Consider the following 19,114-nt stretch of genomic DNA (forward strand, 5'->3'; position numbering starts at 1 on the left):
CCCCCCTTTAAGGGTGAAACCCCAGGTCAGGGGGCCAGCCGTGCCTCGAATAGGGCTTCCAGCTCCGTGGTCGTGGAATCGCGGTCCGAGTGGTGGATGCCGACCATTCCCGCCGCGACCGCTCCATCGACGTTGCGCCGGAGATCGTCGACGAAGACGCACTCCCCCGGTTCGAGCCCGATCCGCCGCGCGGCGAGCCGGTAGATCTCGGGATCGGGTTTGGCGAACCCGACGGCTCCGGAGAGCACCACGGAATCGAACCCGTCCGCCAACTCCGGATCGGGAAGCCGGTCGGCGTTGGAGACGACGGCGGTGCGCACCCCGGTGGCCCGGAGCGCGCGGGCTACCGCGTCCATCCCGGGCTCGTCGAGCACTCCGGCGTAGTCGAGAAGCAGTCCGCGCAGATCCACGTTCAGCACCGTAGGCCACACGATCGGGTGGTACCGGCCGAAACGTGACCGGATTCGCGGGTCTCGCGCCTCTTTCACATCGGGGGAGGAACCGACGACGGAGGAGATCCCATGACCGCGATCCAGGGCAGCACCGCTGCCCGGCCCAGAACCACCTCGCAAACCAGAACCACCTTCCCGCCCAGTCCGATCGCCCGTCCGGCGTCGGCTGCCCGCTCCCGCACCGAGCCACCACCAGGTCCTCGGGACGCGGCGCAGCGCAGCGCGACGGCGGTCGCCTCGATGATCGGCAGGCAGGTCTTCGACGTGCTCGCCGGGCGCACGCGCGCGGACCGGGTGCGCGAGTCCCTGACGGCCACGGTCTTCGGGAACCTGATCGGCGTCCGGCTGCACGGCGCCGGCCACCCGGACTACCGGCTGCACTCGGTGCACGCGTGCGCGGTCGGGGATTCGGTGGTGGAGGCCTGCCTGATCGTGGGTGCGCACCGGTTCCGCGCCCTGGTCCTGCGCATCGAGCGGCAAGCGCAGCGCTGGGTCTGCACCCGGCTGTCGCCGATCGAGCGGAGCGCCTTCTAGGCGAGCGGGACTTCCCAGGTCACGGTCGTCCCGCTGTCCGGGGAGGAGGCGAGGGTGCAGCGCCCGCCGGCCGCGGCTGCGCGTTCTTCGAGGTTGCGGAGACCGCGCTTGCTCACGTCGCGCGGGATCCCGCAGCCGTCGTCGACGACCTGCAACCGCAGTCCGGACTCCGATCGCCGGACCCGCACCAGGACGGTCCGCGCGCCCGAGTGCCGGACCACGTTGGACAGCGCTTCGCGCAGCGCCGCCCGCGCGTGGTCGGCCACCGGCACCGGGACGTCGGTGAGGTCGCCGTCGATCTCCAGCCTGGGCGGCCTGCCGAGCAGTTCACCGGCGATCTGCACCTCGGAGCGGATCGAGTCGTCCAGCGCGGGTGCCTGGTTGGGCGTCTCGGGGTCGGCCGAGCGCAGCGTGCGGGCGGTCGCGCGGACCTCGGCGATGGCCTGGTCGATCTGCTCGACGGTCTCGGCCAGCCGGTCGGCGTCGGCGCTGTCGAGGCTGCCCTCGACGCGGCGCTGCAGCACGTCCAGCTGCACGCCCGCGGCGTAGAGCCGCTGCACGATCACGTCGTGCAGGTCGCGGGCGATGCGCTCGCGCTCCTGGTAGACGGCGATCCGCTGCCGGGCGGTGGAGCCCTCGGCCAGCACCAGCGCGAGACCTGCCTGCGCGGCGAAGGAGGTGAGCACGTCGACCGCGACGCGGTTGAAGGTCGACGCCCCGCGTCGCCGGTAGACGGCCAGCGCGCCGAGGCGCCGTTCGCGGGTGCCGAACGGGGCGACGGCGAACGGCCCGTACACCCGCAGCGACGCGGGCACGTACGGCGCGGTCAACGGGTCGTCGATGAGGTCGTCGACGACCACGGGAACGCCGCTGCGCGCGACGCGTGCGGCCGCAGAACGGGAGGAGAGCACGGTTCCGACGGGATCGGCGAGCGGGCCGGTCGCGCTCGGGGCGCCGTAGGCGGCTTCGACGGTGAGACGTCCGTCGTCGGACCGCACCGTGACGACGCCGAGGTCCGCTTCGGCGAGTTCCGCGGCGCGCCGGACGACCAGCGGCAGCACCGCCTCGGGATACTCCGCGGACAGCGCCACCCTGGTGATCTCGGTGGACGCGGTGAGCATCCGCCTGGCGAGGGTGGAATCCATGACGCTTTCGAGGCTATAGCGCCCGTACACGCGGTGAAGGGAGTTGCTGGTGCGGTTCATGACACATCCGCCGTGGTCGTGGTGCGGGCCCGGCCCCCGTTCACCTGGTCACCGTCGACCTGGCTGCCGTCCACCTGGTCACGGTCGACCCGGCCGCCGTTGACGCGGAGCACCAGGTCGCTGCCCGCGGTCTCGCTGATCCGGTGCGTCACGTGCACGACGGTGCGGCCGCGGAGCCGGTCGCGCAGCCGGTGCAGCAGCGCGTCCGCGGTCTCGGCGTCGAGATGCGCGGTGGGCTCGTCGAGCAGCACCAGGTCGGCGTCGGCGAGCAGCGCTCGGGCTAGCGCGAGCCGCTGGGCCTCGCCACCGGAGAGCTCGGTTCCGCCGCTGCCGACCGGGGTGTCGAGGTCCCAACCGGGCAGTCCGGCGGTGTCGAGCGCGTCGGTGAGCTCGGCGTCGGTCGCGCCGGGTGCGGCGAGCCGGAGGTTCTCGCGGACGGTGGTGGTCACCAGCTGCGGGTCCTGCGGGCACCACGCCACGCGGTCCGGCACCCGGGCGAGACCGCCCGCGGCCGGCACGAATCCGAGCAGCAAAGCGAGCAGCGTCGACTTGCCCGCCCCGGAGGGCCCGACGACGGCGACGTGCGACCCGGCGGGCACGTGCAGGTCGACGTCGGAGAGCACCACCGGCCCGTCGGGCCAGGCGATGTCGGCGCCGACCAGGTCGATCTCGCCCTCGGTCCCGGCCGGGCGCTGATCGGGCTCCGGTGCGCTGAGCAGCGGCGCGAGCCGGTCGTGGGCGGCGCGCAGCGTGCGCCACTGCTGCGCGGCGGGCGGCAGCAGCGCGACGGCTTCGGCGGCGGCGAGCGGGACGAGCGCGAGCAGCGGCGCGAGTTCGGGCGCCAGTCGGCCGTCGGCGACGGCGGTCGCGGCGAGGTGGGCGCTGCCGAGCACGGCGGCGCCGATCAGCAGCGTGTGCACGGCGGTCGCGGCTCCGGTGCCGAAGGCGGCGCGGCGGGCGCGGGCGGCGAGCCGCGAGTCGGCCTCGGCGAGTTCGGCGCGACGCCGGGTGTGCGCGCCGAAGGCCAGCAGTTCGGCGGCGCCGTCGAGCAGCGCGAGCACGCGGGCCGCCACGACGCGGCGGCCTTCGGCGACGGCGGCGCTGGCGCGCTGCTCGGCGAGCACCGCGACGACGGGGGTCGCCACGCTCGCGGTCGCCAGGGCGAGGGCGAGCACGAGGCCGGCTTCGGGCAGCACCAGGGCCTGCACCACGACGGCCGCCACGAGGACGACGAACGCGATCAGCGGAGGGAGGACGACGCGGGGGATCTGGTCCCGGACCTCGTCGACGTCGTCGACGAGCCTGGCCACGCCCTCACCGCGCCGCAGTCCGGCGGTGCGGACCGGACCGAGCCGGACCAGCGCGGACCACAGTCGTTCCCGCAGGTCGCCTGCGGTGCGGAAGGCGGCGTCGTGGGTGACGAGCCGTTCCAGGTAGCGCAGCGCGGCACGGGAGAGCGCGAAGGTGCGGACGCCGACGACCGCGACGGACAGGGTCAGGATCGGCGGCTGCTGGGAGGCTCGGGCGATCAGCCAGGCGGAGGTGGCGGTGAGCGCGAGTCCGGACAGCAGCGACAGCGCGCCGAGCGCGGCACCGGCGAGCGTCCGCGTGCCGATCAGGTCGCGCAGTCGGCCGCGCGCGGTGGTCTCCGCTGCGCCCGGTGCCTCGACTTCCGGGGCCGCCGTCTCGGGTCCGGTGCTCTCGGACGTGGGCCGGTGGCTGGCCAGGACGACGGTCGCGCCGCGCTGGGCGGCGCGGGCGACGGCGGCGTCGACGCGCTGGGCGCTGGCCGCGTCGAGGTGCGCGGTCGGTTCGTCGAGCAGCAGGAACGTCGCGTCGCCGCGCAGCCGCAGCAGGGCGCGGGCGACGGCGACGCGCTGGCGCTCGCCCGCGGACAGCTCGTCGATGCGGCGGTCGGCCAGGTGCCCGGCGGCGGCGTCGGCCAGCGTCCCGTCGACGTGGTCGGCGAGGTCGGGCTGGTCGGCGGTGGCGACCAGCAGCTCGTCGCGGACCGTGCCACCGGTGAACGTCGGGCGCTGCGGCACCCAGGCGACCCGGCGCCGCCACTCCTCGACGGTGGGGGTGTCTCCACCGCAGGTCACGACACCGGAGTCGGGGTGGGCGAAGCCGAGCAGCACGGCCAGCACGGTGGACTTCCCGCTGCCGCTCGGGCCGATGTCCCCGGACCCGATGTCACCCGAACCGATGTCGCCGGACCCGAGGTCGCCGCTGGCGAGCCGCAGCACGGATCCGGGTCGCGCGGTGAAGCTCAGCCCGTCCGGCACGAACGCGTCGCGGCGCCGGACCCGCAGTCCGGACACCCGCAGCACACCGGGCTCGTCGTCGGGGTTCCCGGTGACCGCGAACCCGGTCGGCTCGGGGGCGGACACGATCTCGTCGACGCGGCTGACGGCCTCGACGCCGTCCTCGCTGGCGTGGTGCGCGGCGCCGACAGCGCGCAGCGGCAGGTAGCACTCCGGGGCCAGGACCAGCACCAACAACCCGGTCGCCAGGTCGAGATCACCGGAGACGAGGCGGAGACCGATGCCGACGGCGACCATCGCCACCGACAGCGACGAGAACAGCTCCAGCACCAGCGCGGACAGGAACGCGATCCGCAGCGTGGCGACGGTGCTGCGGCGGTGCTCCTCGCTGACCTTGCGGACGACCTCGCGCTGGGCTCGCGCGCGGCCGAACGCGGTGAGCACCGGCAGGGCGCGGATCAGCTCCAGCAGCCGGGCCGACAGCCGGTGCTCGGCGTCGGTGGCGCGGGCGGTGCGCTGCTCGGTGTAGCGGCCGACGAGCCACGCGAACAGCGGGATCAGCGGCACGGTCAGCACCACGACCAGCGCGGACACCCAGTCCGACCAGAGGATCCAGGCGCCGACCAGCGGCGGCACGATCGCGGCGGTGACGAGCGCGGGCAGGTACTTGGTGAAGTAGGCGTCGAGCGCGTCGAGACCCCGGGTGGCCAGGGCGGTGAGCTCGGCGGGCCCGCGCTTGCCGATCCACTCGGGGCCGCGCCGCAGCGCGGAGTCGAGCAGCAGGGCGCGCAGTTCCTCCTTGGCACCGGCGGCGGCGCGCGCGGAGACCGCTTCGGTGGCCCAGCCGAGCGCGGCGCGGGCGAGGACGGCGACGGCCAGCACGACCAGCCGGTCTCCGATCTCGGCGGCGGGCACCCCGCGCACCACGACGTCGGCGAGCGCGCTGCCGATCGCCCACGCCTGCGCGATGAGCGCGACCGCGTTGCCCGCGGCGAGCAGTCCGCCGACGACGAGCGCGCGCCGCGTCGACCCGGACAGCCGGGGCAGGGCGCCGAGCGGGCCGCTCACGGCGCGTGCACCGGTGGGATGTGCTTCGTGCCGATGCGCTTGCGGAACACCCAGTAGGTCCAGCTCTGGTAGATCAGCACGGCCGGGGTGCCGAACGCGGCGACCCAGGTCATGATCATCAGCGGGTAATCGCTGGCGGCGGTGTCCTCGACGGACAGCGAGAACGCGGGGTCCACGGTGGACGGGATGACGTTCGGCCACAGCGAGCCGAACAGCGTCACCACCACACCGGTCAGCGCGACGGCCTGCAGGAAGAACGCCTGCCCCTCCCGGTCGGCGGCGACCCTGGCGAGACCGAGCAGACCCGCCGCCAGGGCGATCACCAGCGGGATCCAGGTCCAGGCCGAACCCTCGCGGAACTGGGCGAGCAGCACCAGCGCGACCACCGGCAGCAGCAGCGGCAGGCCGGCGCGCAGCGCGAACCGGCGGGCGCGCAACCGCATCTCGCCCTCGGTCTTGAGCGCGAGGAACACGGCGCCGTGCAGCATCGAGAAGGTGACCACGGCGATCGCGCCGACGACGCTGGGCAGGCTGAAGATCGTCCACCAGCCTCCGACCCGGTCGCCGTTGGCGTCCAGCGGCAGCCCGAAGACGTTGGCCGACAGCACCAGTCCGACCATCGCGGGCGCGATCCAGGAGGCCAGCACGATCACCGCGTCCCAGGTGCGCCGCCAGCGGTCGGTGTCGACCTTGCCCCGGTACTCGAAGGCGACACCCCGCCCGATCAGCACGAGCAGCAGCACCAGCAGCGGCAGGTAGGCGGTGGAGAACAGCGACGCGTACCAGCCGGGGAAGGCGGCGAAGGTGGCGCCACCGGCCACGATCAGCCACACCTCGTTGCCGTCCCAGACCGGACCGATGGTGTTGATCAGGACGCGGCGCTGGGTGTTGTCGCGCCCGAGGATCGGCAGCAGCATCCCGACGCCGAAGTCGAAGCCCTCGAGGAACAGGTAGCCCAGCCACAGCAGGGCGATCACGAGGAACCAGAAGGTGGGGAGATCCATCTCGGCCTCTCAGTACGCGAAGGACAGGGCTTCGTCGGCGTCGGACTTCTTCTCCGGCGGCATCACGGCGTCGAACCCGCCGCGCGAGAAGCGGATCATCAGGAAGATCTCCACGACCAGCAGCACCCCGTAGAGCGCGGTCAGGCTGATCACCGAGGTCAGCATCTCGCCGGGCGTCACGCCGGAGGACACGGCGGAGGCGGTGTACATGTACACGCCGTCCACGCCGGACGGGTTCGGGTTGGGCGCGACGACGAACGGCTGGCGGCCCATCTCGGTGAACACCCACCCGGCGATGTTGCCGCCGAACGGCGCCCCGATGCCGAGCAGCGCCAGCGGCGCCCACCACTTGCCGCGGGGGAACCGCTGCTTGCGGGTCAGCCACAGCACGGCCACGCCGCCGAGCGCGGCCAGCCCGCCGAAGCCGATCATGAACCGGAATCCCCAGTAGGTCACCGGCAGCAGCGGCTGGTAGTCGATCGGCTGGCCCGCGAACTGCCCCAGCCGCGGGTCGTCCGGGTAGTGCGTGCCGTACGCGGCCTGGTACTTCGGGATGAGCTCGTTGACCCCGTCGACCTCGCTGGTGAAGTCGCCTTCGGCCAAGTACGACAGGATGTAGGGCACGGTCAGGCTCTTGACGTCCTCGCAGTTGGGGCGGCTGACGTCGCCGACCGCGAAGATCGAGAAGCTGGCGGGCGCCTCGCTGTGGCACAGCGCTTCGGCGGAGGCCATCTTCATCGGTTGCTGGTCGAACATCAGCTTGCCCTGGATGTCGCCGCTGATCGCCAGCCCGGCGAAGGCCACGACCGCGACCCAGGCGCCGAGCCGCATCGATCCGTGCCAGGCGCGCCGGTCCTCCTCGTCGACGGGCTCACCGGTGCTGTCGGCCTGCTTGCGCTGCCGCACGATCTGCCAGGCGGCGATGCCGATGAGGAAGCCGCCCGCGACGGCGAAGCAGCCGAAGACGGTGTGCGGGAAGGCCGCCAGGACGGTGGAGTTGGTCAGCACCGCCCAGATCGAGATGAGCTCGGGCTTGCCCTCGACCATCCGGATGCCGACGGGGTGCTGCATCCAGGAGTTGGCGGCCAGGATGAAGTACGCCGAGAGCACGGTGGCCAGCGAGAACGCCCACGCGCAGGCCAGGTGGACGCCCTTGGAGAGCCGGTCCCAGCCGAAGATCCACAGGCCGAGGAAGGTCGACTCGACGAAGAACGCCAGCAGGCCCTCCATCGCCAGCGGCGCGCCGAAGACGTCGCCGACGAAGCGGGAGTAGGAGCTCCAGGCCATGCCGAACTGGAACTCCTGCACGATCCCGGTGACCACCCCCATGGCGAAGTTGATCAGCATCAACTTGCCCCAGAACTTGGTCATCTTCAGGTATCGGCGGTTCCCGGTGCGGTACCAGGCCGTCTGCATCCCGGCGACCAGGATCGCCAGTCCGATGGTCAGCGGCACCATCAGGAAGTGGTAGACGGTCGTGATCCCGAACTGCCAGCGCGCGATGTCGAGCAGATCCACGCCCCCACACTGCCGCCCGCACGCGTGCGCGCGCAGAGGCAAGGGCCCCCAATCGCCCGGTCGAGCGTCCCGACCTCAGCGGGACCTAGGTCCTCATCCACGCAGCGCGACCACGACGCCCACCTGGGACGAAACACCCGAACGATCAGGTGGCGCCGTCCGAAGCGGACGGTCACCGGAGGGCTTCGGCGACCGCCTCCGCCGTCTCGACCACCATCGGCCCGATCTCGTCGGCGGCGATCGGCTGCAGCGCCACCACTCCGACGCTGGCGCGCAGCCCCGGCACCCCGCGCACCGGCGCGGCCACGCCGAAGGCGCCCTGCTGCAGGTCACCGCTGCTGGAGATCCACCGGGGCGCACCCGCGGGCAGGTCGACCGCCCGCCCTGCGGCACCGCGCTGGATGGGGTGGCGCGTGCCCACCCGGTAGGACACGTGATAGCTGGTCCACGAGGGTTCGACGACCGCCACGGCCTGCGCCTCGCTGCCGTCGGCGACGGTCAGGTGCGCGGTCGCGCCGACCTTCTCCGCCAGCGCCCGCAGCGCGGGCGTGCAGGCGACCCGCAGCTGCGGCAGGACCCGTCCCGCCAGCCACAGCACGCCGAGACCCAACCGGACCCGAGACCCCTCGCGCCGCACCAGCCCGCGGCTCTGCAGCGGCCCGAGCAGCCGGTACACGGCGGCGCGGCTCACGCCGATGCGCGCGGCCAGGTCGCTGATCGTCGGCGCCTCGCTCTCCGCGTCGGCCACCGCCTGGAGCAGGCTCAACCCGCGCTCCAGCGTCAGCGAGCTCTCCTTGGTGCCCGCGGGCACCTCGTGCGGGAGGCGCGGGACGTGCGTCGGATCGGGTTGGGCCATCGCGTCACCTCCGAGCCGCCGCGAGCACCGTGCCGGTCACCTCGCCGAGCCCGACGACCGAGCCGCCGGGGCCCGGCGCGCTACCGCTCAGTGTCACCCGGTCGCCGTCCTGGAGGAAGGTCCGCTGCTCGCCGTCGGACAGCGTGATCGGGTCCGATCCGCCCCAGGTCAGCTCCAGCAGGCAGCCGCGGTGCTCGCGCTCGGGCCCGGACACGGTGCCGGAGGCGAACAGGTCGCCGGGCCGCGCCGGGGCGCCGGCGACGGTCAGGTGCGCGAGCTGCTGCGCGGGGGTCCAGTACATGTCGGCGAAGCGCGGGTGCGACAGCGTCGTCTCGTTGCAGCGCACCTCCAGCCGCAGGTCCAGGCCCCACGGCTCGGACTCCACCAGGTACTGCTGCAGCGGGTGCTCCGGCGGCGGGGCCGGGACGCGCGCGTGCTCGAACGCCTCCAGCGGCGTGATCCAGCCGGCGACGGAGGTCGCGAAGGACTTCGACAGGAACGGGCCGAGCGGCTTGGACTCCCACGCCTGCACGTCGCGGGCCGACCAGTCGTTGACCAGCGCGACGCCGAAGACGTGTTCGGCGAACTCCGAGGTGGGGATGCGCGCGGCGGCCTCACCGCCGCACACGAACCCGACCTCGGCCTCGAAGTCCAGCCGCCGGGTGGGGCCGAACGCCGGGTGCGCGTCGCCGGTCGCCTTGCGCTGGCCGCTGGGCCGGTGGATGTCGGTGCCCGACACGCACACCGTTCCGGCGCGCCCGTGGTAGCCGATCGGCAGGTGCGTCCAGTTCTCCGGCAGCGGCGCCGCGCCCCGGCTGAGGATGCGACCGGCGTTCTCGGCGTGGTGCCGGGAGGCGAAGAAGTCGACGTAGTCGCCGACGGTGAACGGCATCGACAGCGTGTGCCAGTCGGTGCGCACCAGCTCGGCCCCGGCCGGGGCGCGATCGGCGGTCACGATGCCGGTGAGCCGTTCCCGCAGCTCGCGCCAGACGTCCCGGCCCGCCGCGAGCAGCGGGTCGAGGGAGTCGCCGGAGACGAGGTCGGCCAGCCGAGGACCGAGTTCGCCGGAGATGCCCCGCAGCGGCAGGGCGTGCCGCCCGACGCGCACCGCGACCACCGGACCGGTGCCGGTGACCAGCACGCCGTACGGGAGGGTCTGCGGCCCGAACGGCTTGTCCGGGGCGAACTCCGCGTCCTCGATCCAGCTCAAAGCAACCCCAATCCTTCCAGTTCGGCGACGGGGTCCTTCAGCGAGCACGAGCCGTACGAGGCGAAGACGTCGCGCACCGCGTTGGCCGCGTCGTCGGACAGCGAGCGGGCCTCCTCGGCCAGCGCGGCGCCGTCGGTGCTTTCCAGCGCCGCCCGCACATCCTTGCCGGAAAGGGAGCGCGCGGTCGCGACGAGCAGGTTGAGGAAACCGTGATGGGTGAATCCCGTTTCCGGGTCCTCGCCCCGGACGGCGGCGTTGAGACCGGTGGTGGCCTTGAACGGGACGTCCAGCGATCCGGCGACGGCGAGGAACTCGGCGACCTCGTCGACCGTGGGCACGGCCTCGGCGGTCTGGCCGCCGGTGCGCAGCTTGGGCCAGCAGCCGTGCTCGGCGACGCGGCGGATGCCGTCCAACCAGCCCTCCCCGCCGCGGCGGGGCTCTACGACGCGGGTGATGTCCTCGGGCACGAACTCCGAGACGCGCTCCAGCCAGATGTCGTCGACGTCCGACGGCGCGGGCATCTCGACCATCCGCAGCGCGAGCAGCTCCTGCCTGCCCTCGATGATCGACAGGGCCTTGGGCACGCCGCCCAGGCCGGTGTCGCACACCAGGGACAGCGGGATCGGCGAGGACGGCTTGGCCTTGGCCAGCTCGGTGATCAGCTCGGCGAGCCGGGACGCCTGGCACAGCATCGGCCCGAGCAGGCCGGCGAACTCGCCGGCCCGCGCGTCCAGGTGGTCGGTGACCGCCTGCGGTACCGGGGTGGCCACCTCGTTGCGGTTTCCGGGCGGCGGGAAGAGCGCGGCGTCATCGACCAGTCGGGCGAACAGGGGTGGGATGCCGCGCGGACCTGGCGCGCGAAGCTCAACAGCGCTTGACACGGTGGACACGCTAGTGCCGTTGCGGCCAGTGAACAAAGATGCCCGATAAACGGACGTCTGACCGGGTCATATGCGCCTCCCTGGGACGAGTTTGGCGGACATCATGCACCCCTGCGTAGTCACCCCACCCACCACCCGGGTGGTTCCTCCCGGACAACCACCCGCTCGGACCTGCGCTCACTGGTCCGGTCGGCTCCCCACGCCACCGTCGCACCTGGTAGTAAGGGGTTCGGCGGGGAGCCCCGCAGCGCGTTCGAGGCCCGGAACCCGTGGTCCGCTCACCGGGACGGGGGCTTTTCTCGCGCTTCAGCTTAAGTTAGGCTTGCCTAAGTTGGAGGTGAGCAGGTGGGCGAGAAGACGATCCGCAAGCCGGCCAGACCGAGCGTGGCGGAGCGAGCCAGGAGCATTGCCAAGCGCGGCGGGAAGGCCGCGCTGCTGCCGTCGGGCGAGGTCTCGGCCCGCGTCGCCCCCTTGCTGCACCACGTGCACTCGGACGGGACCGCGACCGTGCTGCTCGCCGACGACCACCCGCTGGTCGCCGCAGGCTGGCACGCCCCGCGCGGCGAGCTGGCGGCGGTGCTGGAGGTGGCCGACCCGACCCCGGTGCGGCTGCGCGAACCGGTCCGCGGCCTGCTGTGGCTGACCGGCTGGCTGCGGCTGCTCGACCCCGAGGAGGCGCACCACGAGGTGCTCTCCATCGTCGACGACCGGCCCGACCCGCGACTGCTCGACGCCGGGCACGGCGCCAGCGTGCTGCGGCTGGAATCCGCCTCGATCGTGCTCGCCGACGCCGAGGGCACCGACTCGGTGGACCCGACCGAGTTCCAGGCCGCCACACCCGACCCGTTCTGCACCTTCGAGGACGACTGGCTGCGGCACCTGGAGCTCTCGCACCGCGACGTCGTGGGCCTGCTCGCCCGGCACCTGCCGGAGCAGCTGCGCGGCGGCCACATCCGGCCGCTCGGCCTGGATCGCTACGGGCTGCGGCTGCGGGTGGAGTCCTCCGACGGCGACCACGACGTCCGGCTGGGCTTCTCCCGACCGGCCGACACCACCGAGCGCCTCGGCTTCGAGCTCCGCCGCCTCGTCGGCTGCCCCTTCCTCGCCCAGCAGCGCAACGGCTCCTGACGAGATCGGTGACAGTTTTCATGAAAACTGTCCCCACCGAACGACGTCTCCCCCTGAGGGGATCGACCCCTGGGCGGGGGAAGTTTTCATGAAAACTTCCCTCACCACCGAACGTCGGTGGTGAGGGGTGTTGGGGTTCGGGGTGGGACAGTTTTCATGAAAACTGTCCCGTCAGGTGAGTTCGTCGGAGAACCACGTCGCTCGGGTGATGCGGCCGTGGCGGAAGCGCAGCGAGCCGTCCTCGCCGACCAGCACCGCCTCGGCGATCTGCTGCTGCCGGGTGACCAGCCACAGGAAGGCGTGCGCCACCCGCCACGCCTGGCCCTCGGTCAGCCCGTCGGAGAACCGGACCTGCAGACCGCCCGGTTCCGCGTACTGCAGCTCCACCAGGAGCCCGTCGCGGATGCCGAAGAAGTCCGTGGCGCCCAGCGCGCAGTTGATCGAGTCGAAGTCGCGCACCTCCCGCAGCACGCGCATGGCCAGCGCCGGCAGGTTCTCCGCCAGCGGCTCGGCTTCCTGCGTTCCCCACACGTAAACGTCCACGCGCACCCTCTCGCGTCGGCGACACTCATGCGACGGAGCGGGAGCCCTCAGCGGTTCCGCTCCTCCCGAAACCAGTCGCGACGGGCATCCGGTGGCGGCACCGCTGCGGGTACGGTGCGTCCGGTGAGCATCCTGCGCGCCTGGCTGAGCCCTACACGCCCCGATGAGCCCCAGGAGTTCACCGATCCGGCGGAGCGCAAGGCGATCCGCATCGAACTGCTCGTGGTCTTCGCCGTCACGCTGGGCATGTCGGGCCTGCAGAGCCTGATCTCCCTGCTGGACGCGCTGCTGCAGCCGATGCCGCTGGCCCAGCAGCAGGTCGCGATCAACCAGCCGCGAGCCGATCTCGGGCTGCTGGACATGCTGGCGCAGCTGGTCAACGTGCTGCGGCTGATCTCGTGGGGCGCGCTGGGCGCGTTCCTGCTGTGGCGCAGCGGGATCGCGCTGCGGAAGGTCGGCCTGGACCGCACCCGGTTGGGGAATGACGCGCTGCGCGGAGCGGGACTGGCCGCGCTGATCGGGATTCCCGGGCTCGGCCTGTACCTCCTGGCGCACGCGCTCGGCCTGAGCCTGACCGTGCAGCCCTCGACGCTGACCGACGCGTGGTGGCGGGCGCCGGTGCTGGTGCTGTCGGCGTTCGGCAACGCCTTCGCCGAGGAGGTCCTGGTCGTCGGCTACGTGCTGACCCGGCTGCGACAGCTCAGCTGGGGCGAGAACCGCTCGCTGTGGCTGGCCGCGGTGCTGCGCGGCAGCTACCACCTCTACCAGGGCTTCGGCGGGTTCGTGGGCAACGTCGTGATGGGTCTGGTCTACGGCCGGATCTGGCAGCGCTCCAACCGGCTGGTGCCGCTCGTCATCGGGCACGCGCTGATCGACGTGGTCGCGTTCGTGGGCTACGCGGCGCTGCGGGGGCGCGTCGGCTGGCTCCCGTGATCTTGGATTCCGGCGCGGCGCGCAACGCATCGCCGGTTCAGCCGCCGGGAAAGTTAATGATCCATCGAAATCGCGCGTGATCAGCGACGATTACGTTCGTCCCAGCTAGTCTGCGGGTGTGACTCGACCGCACGTCCAGAGCGAGGTCGGACCGCTGAACTCGGTGGTGCTGCACCGTCCCGGTTCCGAGCTCAAGCGCCTCACCCCGCGCAACAACGACCAGCTGCTGTTCGACGCGATCCCCTGGGTCGACCGGGCACAGGAGGAGCACGACGCCTTCGCCGAGGTGCTGCGCGGACGCGGCGTCGAGGTCCTGCTGCTGCGCGACCTGCTCACCGAGGCCCTCGCGGACGCCCGCGCGCGGGCCGCCGCGGTGCACACCGGCGTCGACGAGCTCAAGCTCGGCGCCGACGTGGCCGACACGCTGCGCTCGCACCTCTCGGGCGTCACCGACGAGACGCTGGCCGAGGTGCTCATCGGCGGCATGACCTTCGAGGAGCTGCCGGAGGCGGAAGGCCGCTCGCTGGTGCGCCGGATGCACCGGCCGCACGACTTCGCCGTCGACCCGCTGCCGAACCTGCTGTTCACCCGCGACTCGTCGGTGTGGATCGGCGGCCGGGTGGCGATCGCGGCGCTGGCGATGCCCGCGCGGCGGCGCGAGTCGGCGATCACCGACCTGATCTACGCCTACCACCCGAGGTTCTCGCACGCGGCCCGCGCGTACGGCGCGCACTCGGCACCGGTGGAGGGCGGCGACGTGCTGCTGCTGGCGCCCGGCGTGGTCGCCATCGGGGTCGGCGAGCGCACCACCCCGGCAGGCGCGGAGTCGCTGGCGCGGTCGATGTTCGCCGACGACCTCGCGCACACCGTGCTGGCGGTGCCGATCGAGCAGGCGCGCGCGTCGATGCACCTGGACACCGTGTGCACCATGGTCGACCGCGACGCGGTGGTGATGTACCCGGCGATCCAGCACTCGCTGACCGCCTACGCGCTGCGCCCGAAGGACGGCGCGCTGGACGTCTCCGGCCCGGCTCCGTTCCTGGACGCCGCGGCCGAGGCGATGGGCATCGACCGGCTGCGGGTGATCGACACCGGCCTGGACCCGGTGACCGCCGAGCGCGAGCAGTGGGAGGACGGCAACAACACGCTCGCGGTCGCTCCCGGCGCGGTCGTGGCCTACGAGCGCAACGCCGAGACGAACGCGCGACTGGAGGACGCGGGCATCGAGGTGCTGCGCATCAGCGGCTCGGAACTGGGTTCCGGACGAGGCGGCCCGCGCTGCATGTCGTGTCCGATCAGCCGTGCTCCGCTCGGTGACACGCGAATCGCGTCCACCTGATCGGGCGAACATTTCGACTGTGATCGAGAACAACCGTAGAATTTTGGCGGCACTCATAAGCGGAACCCGATAGGTTGCTTCGGGTAAGGATCGCACGACCTTCCCCGTTTCCGCTGGTAGCAGCGCCGCGGACAGCGAGAACGGCAAGGTAGTGGCTCGCCTTGATTAATTGAGGCAAACCTTTCTTCCCACCCTGGGAAACTAAGGCTAACCATATTAGAATAAGGCTCACCTTGAATGTGATTGGACCGATTCAAGGTTATATTGAGACACATGGCTGTCACCGCGAAGAAGATTCAGCACAAGGAATCGAAGTTCGAGAACCTGCTGCAGGAACAGGTCAAGAACGAGTTCACCGCCTCGCAGCAGTACATCGCGGTCGCGGTCTGGTTCGACGACAACGATCTGCCGCGGCTGGCCTCGCACTTCTACCAGCAGGCGCTGGAAGAGCGGAACCACGCGATGATGATCGTCCAGTACCTCATGGACAACAGCATCACGCCGCAGATCCCGGCCATCGAGCAGGTCCGCAACGACTTCTCCGAGACCCGGGAGCTGATCGCGCTCGCCCTGGAGCAGGAGCGCGAGGTGACCCGCGAGATCGAGACGCTGGCCAAGACCGCCCGCGAGGAGGGCGACTACATCGGCGAGCAGTTCATGCAGTGGTTCCTCAAGGAGCAGGTCGAGGAGGTCTCCTCGATGTCCACCCTGCTCAACGTCGTGGACCGCTCCAAGGGCAACCTCTTCGACGTCGAGGCCTTCCTCGCCCGCGAGCAGGTCGGCGACGAGGGCTCGGACCCGACCGCCCCCAAGGCGGCCGGCGGCGCGCTGTAACCCGGAGCTCGACGAAACCCGGGCAGATCACCCCGAGCGGCTCAGCCGCTCGGGGTGATCTGCATTTCGCTGGGCGGGCTCTGCTCCGACGGGCCCGGTTGCTGCGGTTCCTGCGGTTGCTGCTGCGAGGTCTCCGGATCCGGTTGCTGCTGCGAGGTTTCCGGGTCGGCGGTCTCCGACGGGCCGGTGCGCAGGATCGACGGGTCGTGCGACTCGCTGATCGAGGGCTCCGGCTCGGAAGGACCGGTCTGCTGCCAGCGGGTGCCCGGTGGTGACGACGGCGGCGGGAGGTGACCCGTCGGCGGCGGCACGAGCGATCCGCTCGACGGCAGCGGCGGCAGGACCTGCGGACCTCCCGGCTGCTGGGTCACCGGCGGCCGCGCGGGCGGCAGCGGCCCCTGCTCGTGGCTGACCATCGCGACTCCCCCGCCCACCAGCAGCACCGCCCCGAGCGCGACACCGGTCGCGGCCAGCATCGAGTTGCGCTGACGTCGGCGACGCGCGGCGGCCACCAGCGACCACTCCGCGCCGGTGCGGACCGGGACGTCCAGCCGGTCGTCGCGCAGCAGGCGCTGCAGCTCGTCGTCCAGATCCATCACGCGTCACCTCCCTCGACGGTCTCGCCGAGCCGCTTCCGCAAGGACGTGAGCGCCTTGCTCGCCTGGCTCTTCACGGTTCCGCAGCTGACGCCGAGGGTCTCGGCGATCTCCAGTTCGGAAAGACCTTCGTAGTAACGCAGCACTACCACCGCGCGTTGCCTCGGCGGCAGATCACGCAACGCCTGCCACACCGGCTCGTTCTCCAAGCGGTCCTGCTGCGGGATCGCGGGCACGTCCGGGAACTCGGCCAGCAGCGTCTCGCGGCGGGTCCGGCGCCAGCGGCTGATGTGCGCGTTCGCCATCGCCTTGCGCACGTAGGCCGTGGGGTCCTCGGTCGTGCGGCTGATCTTGCTCCAGCGCGAGCCGACCTTCTCCAGCACCGTCTGCACCAGGTCCGCGGCGTCGTGCGGGTTGCCGGTGAGGGCATGGCCGTACCGCATCAGCCCAGGCAGAGCCACCCGGACGAAATCGGCGAAGTCGTCTTCTGTCGCAGCCATGTCCCCCCGGCGCGCCTGCCCCACAGGTAGTCCCGACGCCTCAGCGGCGGCCGGCACGGCAGGCGAGTGCGCGGTCACCCCTCCACCCCCTCGACACCGGGTACCACTGTGGAGGGATACGCACCACCGCGCCACTTCGTTGCCCAACGGAACCGAGATCACCCGAACGGAGCAGGCACGTCAGGCAAGCGGCGAAGCCGCTTTCTCCTTCACCACCTGAGCGGCCCGCACCGCCGGGGGTTCTGAGCGGCTTCGTGGCGAGCACGCCGCGACGCCGTGCATCGGCATACATCAGGAGTGGCGCGCGGAGTCCACGGAGCCGCTCAGGTTCCCCCACCCGCACCGCCGAGCAAGGGGACCACTGCCATGTTCTTTCAGCGGATGGTGATCTGGCGGCCTCGTAGCCCGTCCCTGGCGCGGCGCTCCGTGCTGGTCAGGGGCTCGCTGTCCAGGGAGGCCAGGGCTTCGTCGAGGCGGGAGCCGAGGGCTGCCGCGGGCTCGTCCCACTCGCGGGCGTGCAGTTCGCGGTCGAGGTCCCAGACCGGGACGAGCAGGCCGTGCGCGCGGAACGAACCCGCGTAGCGGCTCTCCTCGCCCAGGGCCAGCTCGCCGCGGGCCGAGAGCCGGGCCATCGCGGCCAGCAGCTGCTCCTCCGGTTCCGGGCGGACCCAGCGCAGGTGCGCCTTCTCGCCCGCGTCCACCCAGTACGCCGAGGTCACGCCCTCGCCGCGGAGGCGGTCGGTGGGCATGATCGCGGCGTTCGCGCGCTCCAGCGACAGGGCGACCTCGCCCGTCGGGTCCACGTCCTCGGGCAGCCACCAGGCGAAATCGGTGTGCAGCTCGACGTCGAGGGCGGCATCGGTGTCGATCAGGTCCTGCAGGCGGACCGGGACGGTGCCGGCCTCGGCGGTCTCGGGGCCGACGACCGACAGCGACTGGCCCTCGCCGGCCTCCTGCACCCACTCGACCGCGCGGGCCAGGTCGCGGCTGATGTCACCGGAGTGCGTCTGCACCTGCAGGCCCACGAACCGGGTGCCGTCGTTGCGGTGCAGCGCGGCGGCCGCCATCGGCAGCACCGTGGCCAGGGTGATCGCCGAGCCGTCGCGCATCGGCAGCGCCGCCGTCGCCGACGGGACGAACTCGCGCAGCGCGACCAGCTCGCACTCGGCGGCCAGGCCCTCGAACGGCCGGGTCACGATCACGTCCGCGGCACCACCGGCCTTGCCGTGGCAGGCCTTGTAGCGCTTGCCCGATCCGCACGGGCAGGGCTGGCGGGGACCGACGGCGCCTTCGGGCTGGGCTGGCTTGGTCGCGGCTCGCTTCGACACGGCTGATCCAATCGCTGGCGGTGACTACAGCGCGACGCTACCGAATCGGGAGGAATCGGGATCAGCCAGGTGGAGGCGGGTCGCCTCCGGCGAATTGGTCGCCAGGTAGCGCACCCCGGCGCTCCGGCACAGGTCGATGTCGGCGGGCGCGTCGACCGTCCAGCAGTAGGTGTCCCGGCCCAGCGCGGCGGCGCGCGCCGCGAAACCCGGGTCCTCGCGCAGCAGCCGCACGTCCGGTCCGGCCAGGTCCGCCCACGGCGGTAGCACGCCGCCCCGGCGGACGCCGGTGAAGCGGGAGAACAGCAGGACCGTCGGCACGGCGGGCGCGGCCTCCTTGAAGCGGCGGACGGCGGCGGGCGAGAACGACATCATGAACACCGGCGAGCCCGCCGGGTCGGCGGGCGCGGCCAGGCCGTGCCTGGCCAGCAGGGCGACCAGCTTCTGCTCCACCAGTCCGCCGTAGCGGACCGGGTGCTTCGTCTCGACGAACAGCCGCGTCCGGCGCGGGCTCGCGCGCACCATGCCGAGCAGCTCGTCCAGGGTGAGCACGCCGTACTCGGCGGCCGTGCGGCCGAAATCGATCTCGGCCATCGCGGCCACCGTCAGCGCGCTGACCACGCCCCGGCCGTTGGAGGTCCGGTCGATGCGGCGGTCGTGGACGCAGACCAGGTGGCCGTCGCGGGTGACGCGGACGTCGCACTCCAGCGCGTCCGCGCCCTGTTCGAGCGCCAGCTCGTAGGCGGACCGGGTGTGCTCGGCGCGGTGCGCCGAGGCGCCCCGATGCGCGACGACCTCAGGAATCTCCGCCACCCCTCCAGTATCCGGAACCGGCGCTGTCCGTGCCGTCACGTGTGACCGATTCTGCTCCGCCCCAACTCCGGGCCCCCCAACTCCGGGCCCCCCAACTCCGGGCCCCTCAGC

Annotated in this window: 18 protein-coding genes; 5 read left to right on the forward strand and 13 right to left on the reverse strand. The window is 72.3% G+C overall.

Annotated elements, in window-relative coordinates; all coding sequences use genetic code 11:
* Positions 1–26 precede the first annotated feature (26 nt).
* Positions 27–410 carry an HAD-IA family hydrolase gene (locus REH65_RS17025; protein WP_281458924.1) on the reverse strand — a complete coding sequence of 128 codons (384 nt, stop codon included), beginning with the start codon at positions 408–410 and terminating at the stop codon, positions 27–29.
* A gap of 111 nt (positions 411–521) precedes the next feature.
* Here REH65_RS17025 and REH65_RS17030 point away from each other — a divergent pair, with 111 nt between their 5' ends.
* Positions 522–986, forward strand: a complete 465-nt coding sequence (locus REH65_RS17030) for an Rv3235 family protein (protein WP_406688288.1) — start codon at positions 522–524, stop codon at positions 984–986.
* On the opposite strand, the gene REH65_RS17035 is transcribed toward REH65_RS17030, so the two are convergent.
* The 7 genes from REH65_RS17035 to REH65_RS17065 all read right to left on the reverse strand — a co-directional run bounded on the left by REH65_RS17035 (position 983) and on the right by REH65_RS17065 (position 10,992).
* Positions 983–2,131 carry a GAF domain-containing protein gene (locus REH65_RS17035; protein WP_406688289.1) on the reverse strand — a complete coding sequence of 383 codons (1,149 nt, stop codon included), beginning with the start codon at positions 2,129–2,131 and terminating at the stop codon, positions 983–985. The genes REH65_RS17030 and REH65_RS17035 overlap by 4 nt on opposite strands.
* A 56-nt stretch (positions 2,132–2,187) precedes the next feature.
* Positions 2,188–5,523, reverse strand: coding sequence for a thiol reductant ABC exporter subunit CydC (gene cydC / locus REH65_RS17040; RefSeq protein ID WP_406688290.1), 3,336 nt, complete (start codon positions 5,521–5,523; stop codon positions 2,188–2,190).
* Positions 5,520–6,527, reverse strand: a complete 1,008-nt coding sequence (gene cydB / locus REH65_RS17045) for a cytochrome d ubiquinol oxidase subunit II (RefSeq protein WP_281458928.1) — start codon at positions 6,525–6,527, stop codon at positions 5,520–5,522. Before cydB ends, cydC begins: the two co-directional genes overlap by 4 nt.
* Positions 6,528–6,536: 9 nt before the next feature.
* Positions 6,537–8,045, reverse strand: coding sequence for a cytochrome ubiquinol oxidase subunit I (locus REH65_RS17050; RefSeq protein WP_406688291.1), 1,509 nt, complete (start codon positions 8,043–8,045; stop codon positions 6,537–6,539).
* A gap of 172 nt (positions 8,046–8,217) precedes the next feature.
* Positions 8,218–8,901, reverse strand: a complete 684-nt coding sequence (locus REH65_RS17055) for an IclR family transcriptional regulator (protein WP_406688292.1) — start codon at positions 8,899–8,901, stop codon at positions 8,218–8,220.
* A 4-nt stretch (positions 8,902–8,905) separates the two neighbouring features.
* On the reverse strand, positions 8,906–10,111 hold the full coding sequence (locus tag REH65_RS17060; RefSeq protein ID WP_406688293.1) for a fumarylacetoacetate hydrolase family protein: 1,206 nt from the start codon (positions 10,109–10,111) through the stop codon (positions 8,906–8,908).
* Positions 10,108–10,992 carry a hypothetical protein gene (locus REH65_RS17065; protein ID WP_406688294.1) on the reverse strand — a complete coding sequence of 295 codons (885 nt, stop codon included), beginning with the start codon at positions 10,990–10,992 and terminating at the stop codon, positions 10,108–10,110. The genes REH65_RS17060 and REH65_RS17065 overlap by 4 nt, the downstream gene beginning before the upstream one ends.
* A 345-nt stretch (positions 10,993–11,337) precedes the next feature.
* Between REH65_RS17065 and REH65_RS17070 the strand changes: the two genes are divergently transcribed.
* Positions 11,338–12,120, forward strand: coding sequence for a DUF2470 domain-containing protein (locus REH65_RS17070; RefSeq protein ID WP_281458933.1), 783 nt, complete (start codon positions 11,338–11,340; stop codon positions 12,118–12,120).
* A gap of 171 nt (positions 12,121–12,291) precedes the next feature.
* On the opposite strand, the gene REH65_RS17075 is transcribed toward REH65_RS17070, so the two are convergent.
* A complete protein-coding gene (locus REH65_RS17075) occupies positions 12,292–12,663 on the reverse strand; it encodes a hypothetical protein (protein WP_281458934.1) in 372 nt (123 codons plus the stop codon).
* 123 nt (positions 12,664–12,786) lie between these two features.
* Between REH65_RS17075 and REH65_RS17080 the strand changes: the two genes are divergently transcribed.
* From REH65_RS17080 to REH65_RS17090, 3 genes are all read left to right on the forward strand, one after another.
* Positions 12,787–13,596 carry a CPBP family intramembrane glutamic endopeptidase gene (locus REH65_RS17080; RefSeq protein ID WP_406688295.1) on the forward strand — a complete coding sequence of 270 codons (810 nt, stop codon included), beginning with the start codon at positions 12,787–12,789 and terminating at the stop codon, positions 13,594–13,596.
* Positions 13,597–13,714: 118 nt separating this feature from the next.
* Positions 13,715–14,935, forward strand: coding sequence for an arginine deiminase (locus tag REH65_RS17085; protein WP_281458936.1), 1,221 nt, complete (start codon positions 13,715–13,717; stop codon positions 14,933–14,935).
* A 273-nt stretch (positions 14,936–15,208) separates the two neighbouring features.
* The gene (locus REH65_RS17090) at positions 15,209–15,769 is read left to right on the forward strand and encodes a ferritin (protein ID WP_406688296.1); all 561 of its coding nucleotides are present in this window, start codon (positions 15,209–15,211) and stop codon (positions 15,767–15,769) included.
* Between the two features lie 41 nt (positions 15,770–15,810).
* Here REH65_RS17090 and REH65_RS17095 read toward each other — a convergent pair whose 3' ends face one another.
* The 4 genes from REH65_RS17095 to REH65_RS17110 form a co-directional block, all read right to left on the reverse strand.
* Positions 15,811–16,365: a hypothetical protein gene (locus tag REH65_RS17095; RefSeq protein WP_406688297.1), complete on the reverse strand. Its 555-nt coding sequence runs from the start codon at positions 16,363–16,365 to the stop codon at positions 15,811–15,813.
* A complete protein-coding gene (locus REH65_RS17100) occupies positions 16,365–16,943 on the reverse strand; it encodes a SigE family RNA polymerase sigma factor (RefSeq protein ID WP_406688298.1) in 579 nt (192 codons plus the stop codon). The genes REH65_RS17095 and REH65_RS17100 overlap by 1 nt, the downstream gene beginning before the upstream one ends.
* A 296-nt stretch (positions 16,944–17,239) precedes the next feature.
* Positions 17,240–18,193, reverse strand: coding sequence for a DUF5926 family protein (locus REH65_RS17105; protein ID WP_406688299.1), 954 nt, complete (start codon positions 18,191–18,193; stop codon positions 17,240–17,242).
* Between the two features lie 24 nt (positions 18,194–18,217).
* Positions 18,218–19,003, reverse strand: a complete 786-nt coding sequence (locus REH65_RS17110; RefSeq protein WP_406688300.1) for a glycerophosphodiester phosphodiesterase — start codon at positions 19,001–19,003, stop codon at positions 18,218–18,220.
* Positions 19,004–19,114: the final 111 nt, after the last annotated feature.

The organism is Saccharopolyspora sp. ID03-671 (assembly GCF_045278815.1).
Lineage (GTDB): Bacteria > Actinomycetota > Actinomycetes > Mycobacteriales > Pseudonocardiaceae > Saccharopolyspora > Saccharopolyspora ipomoeae.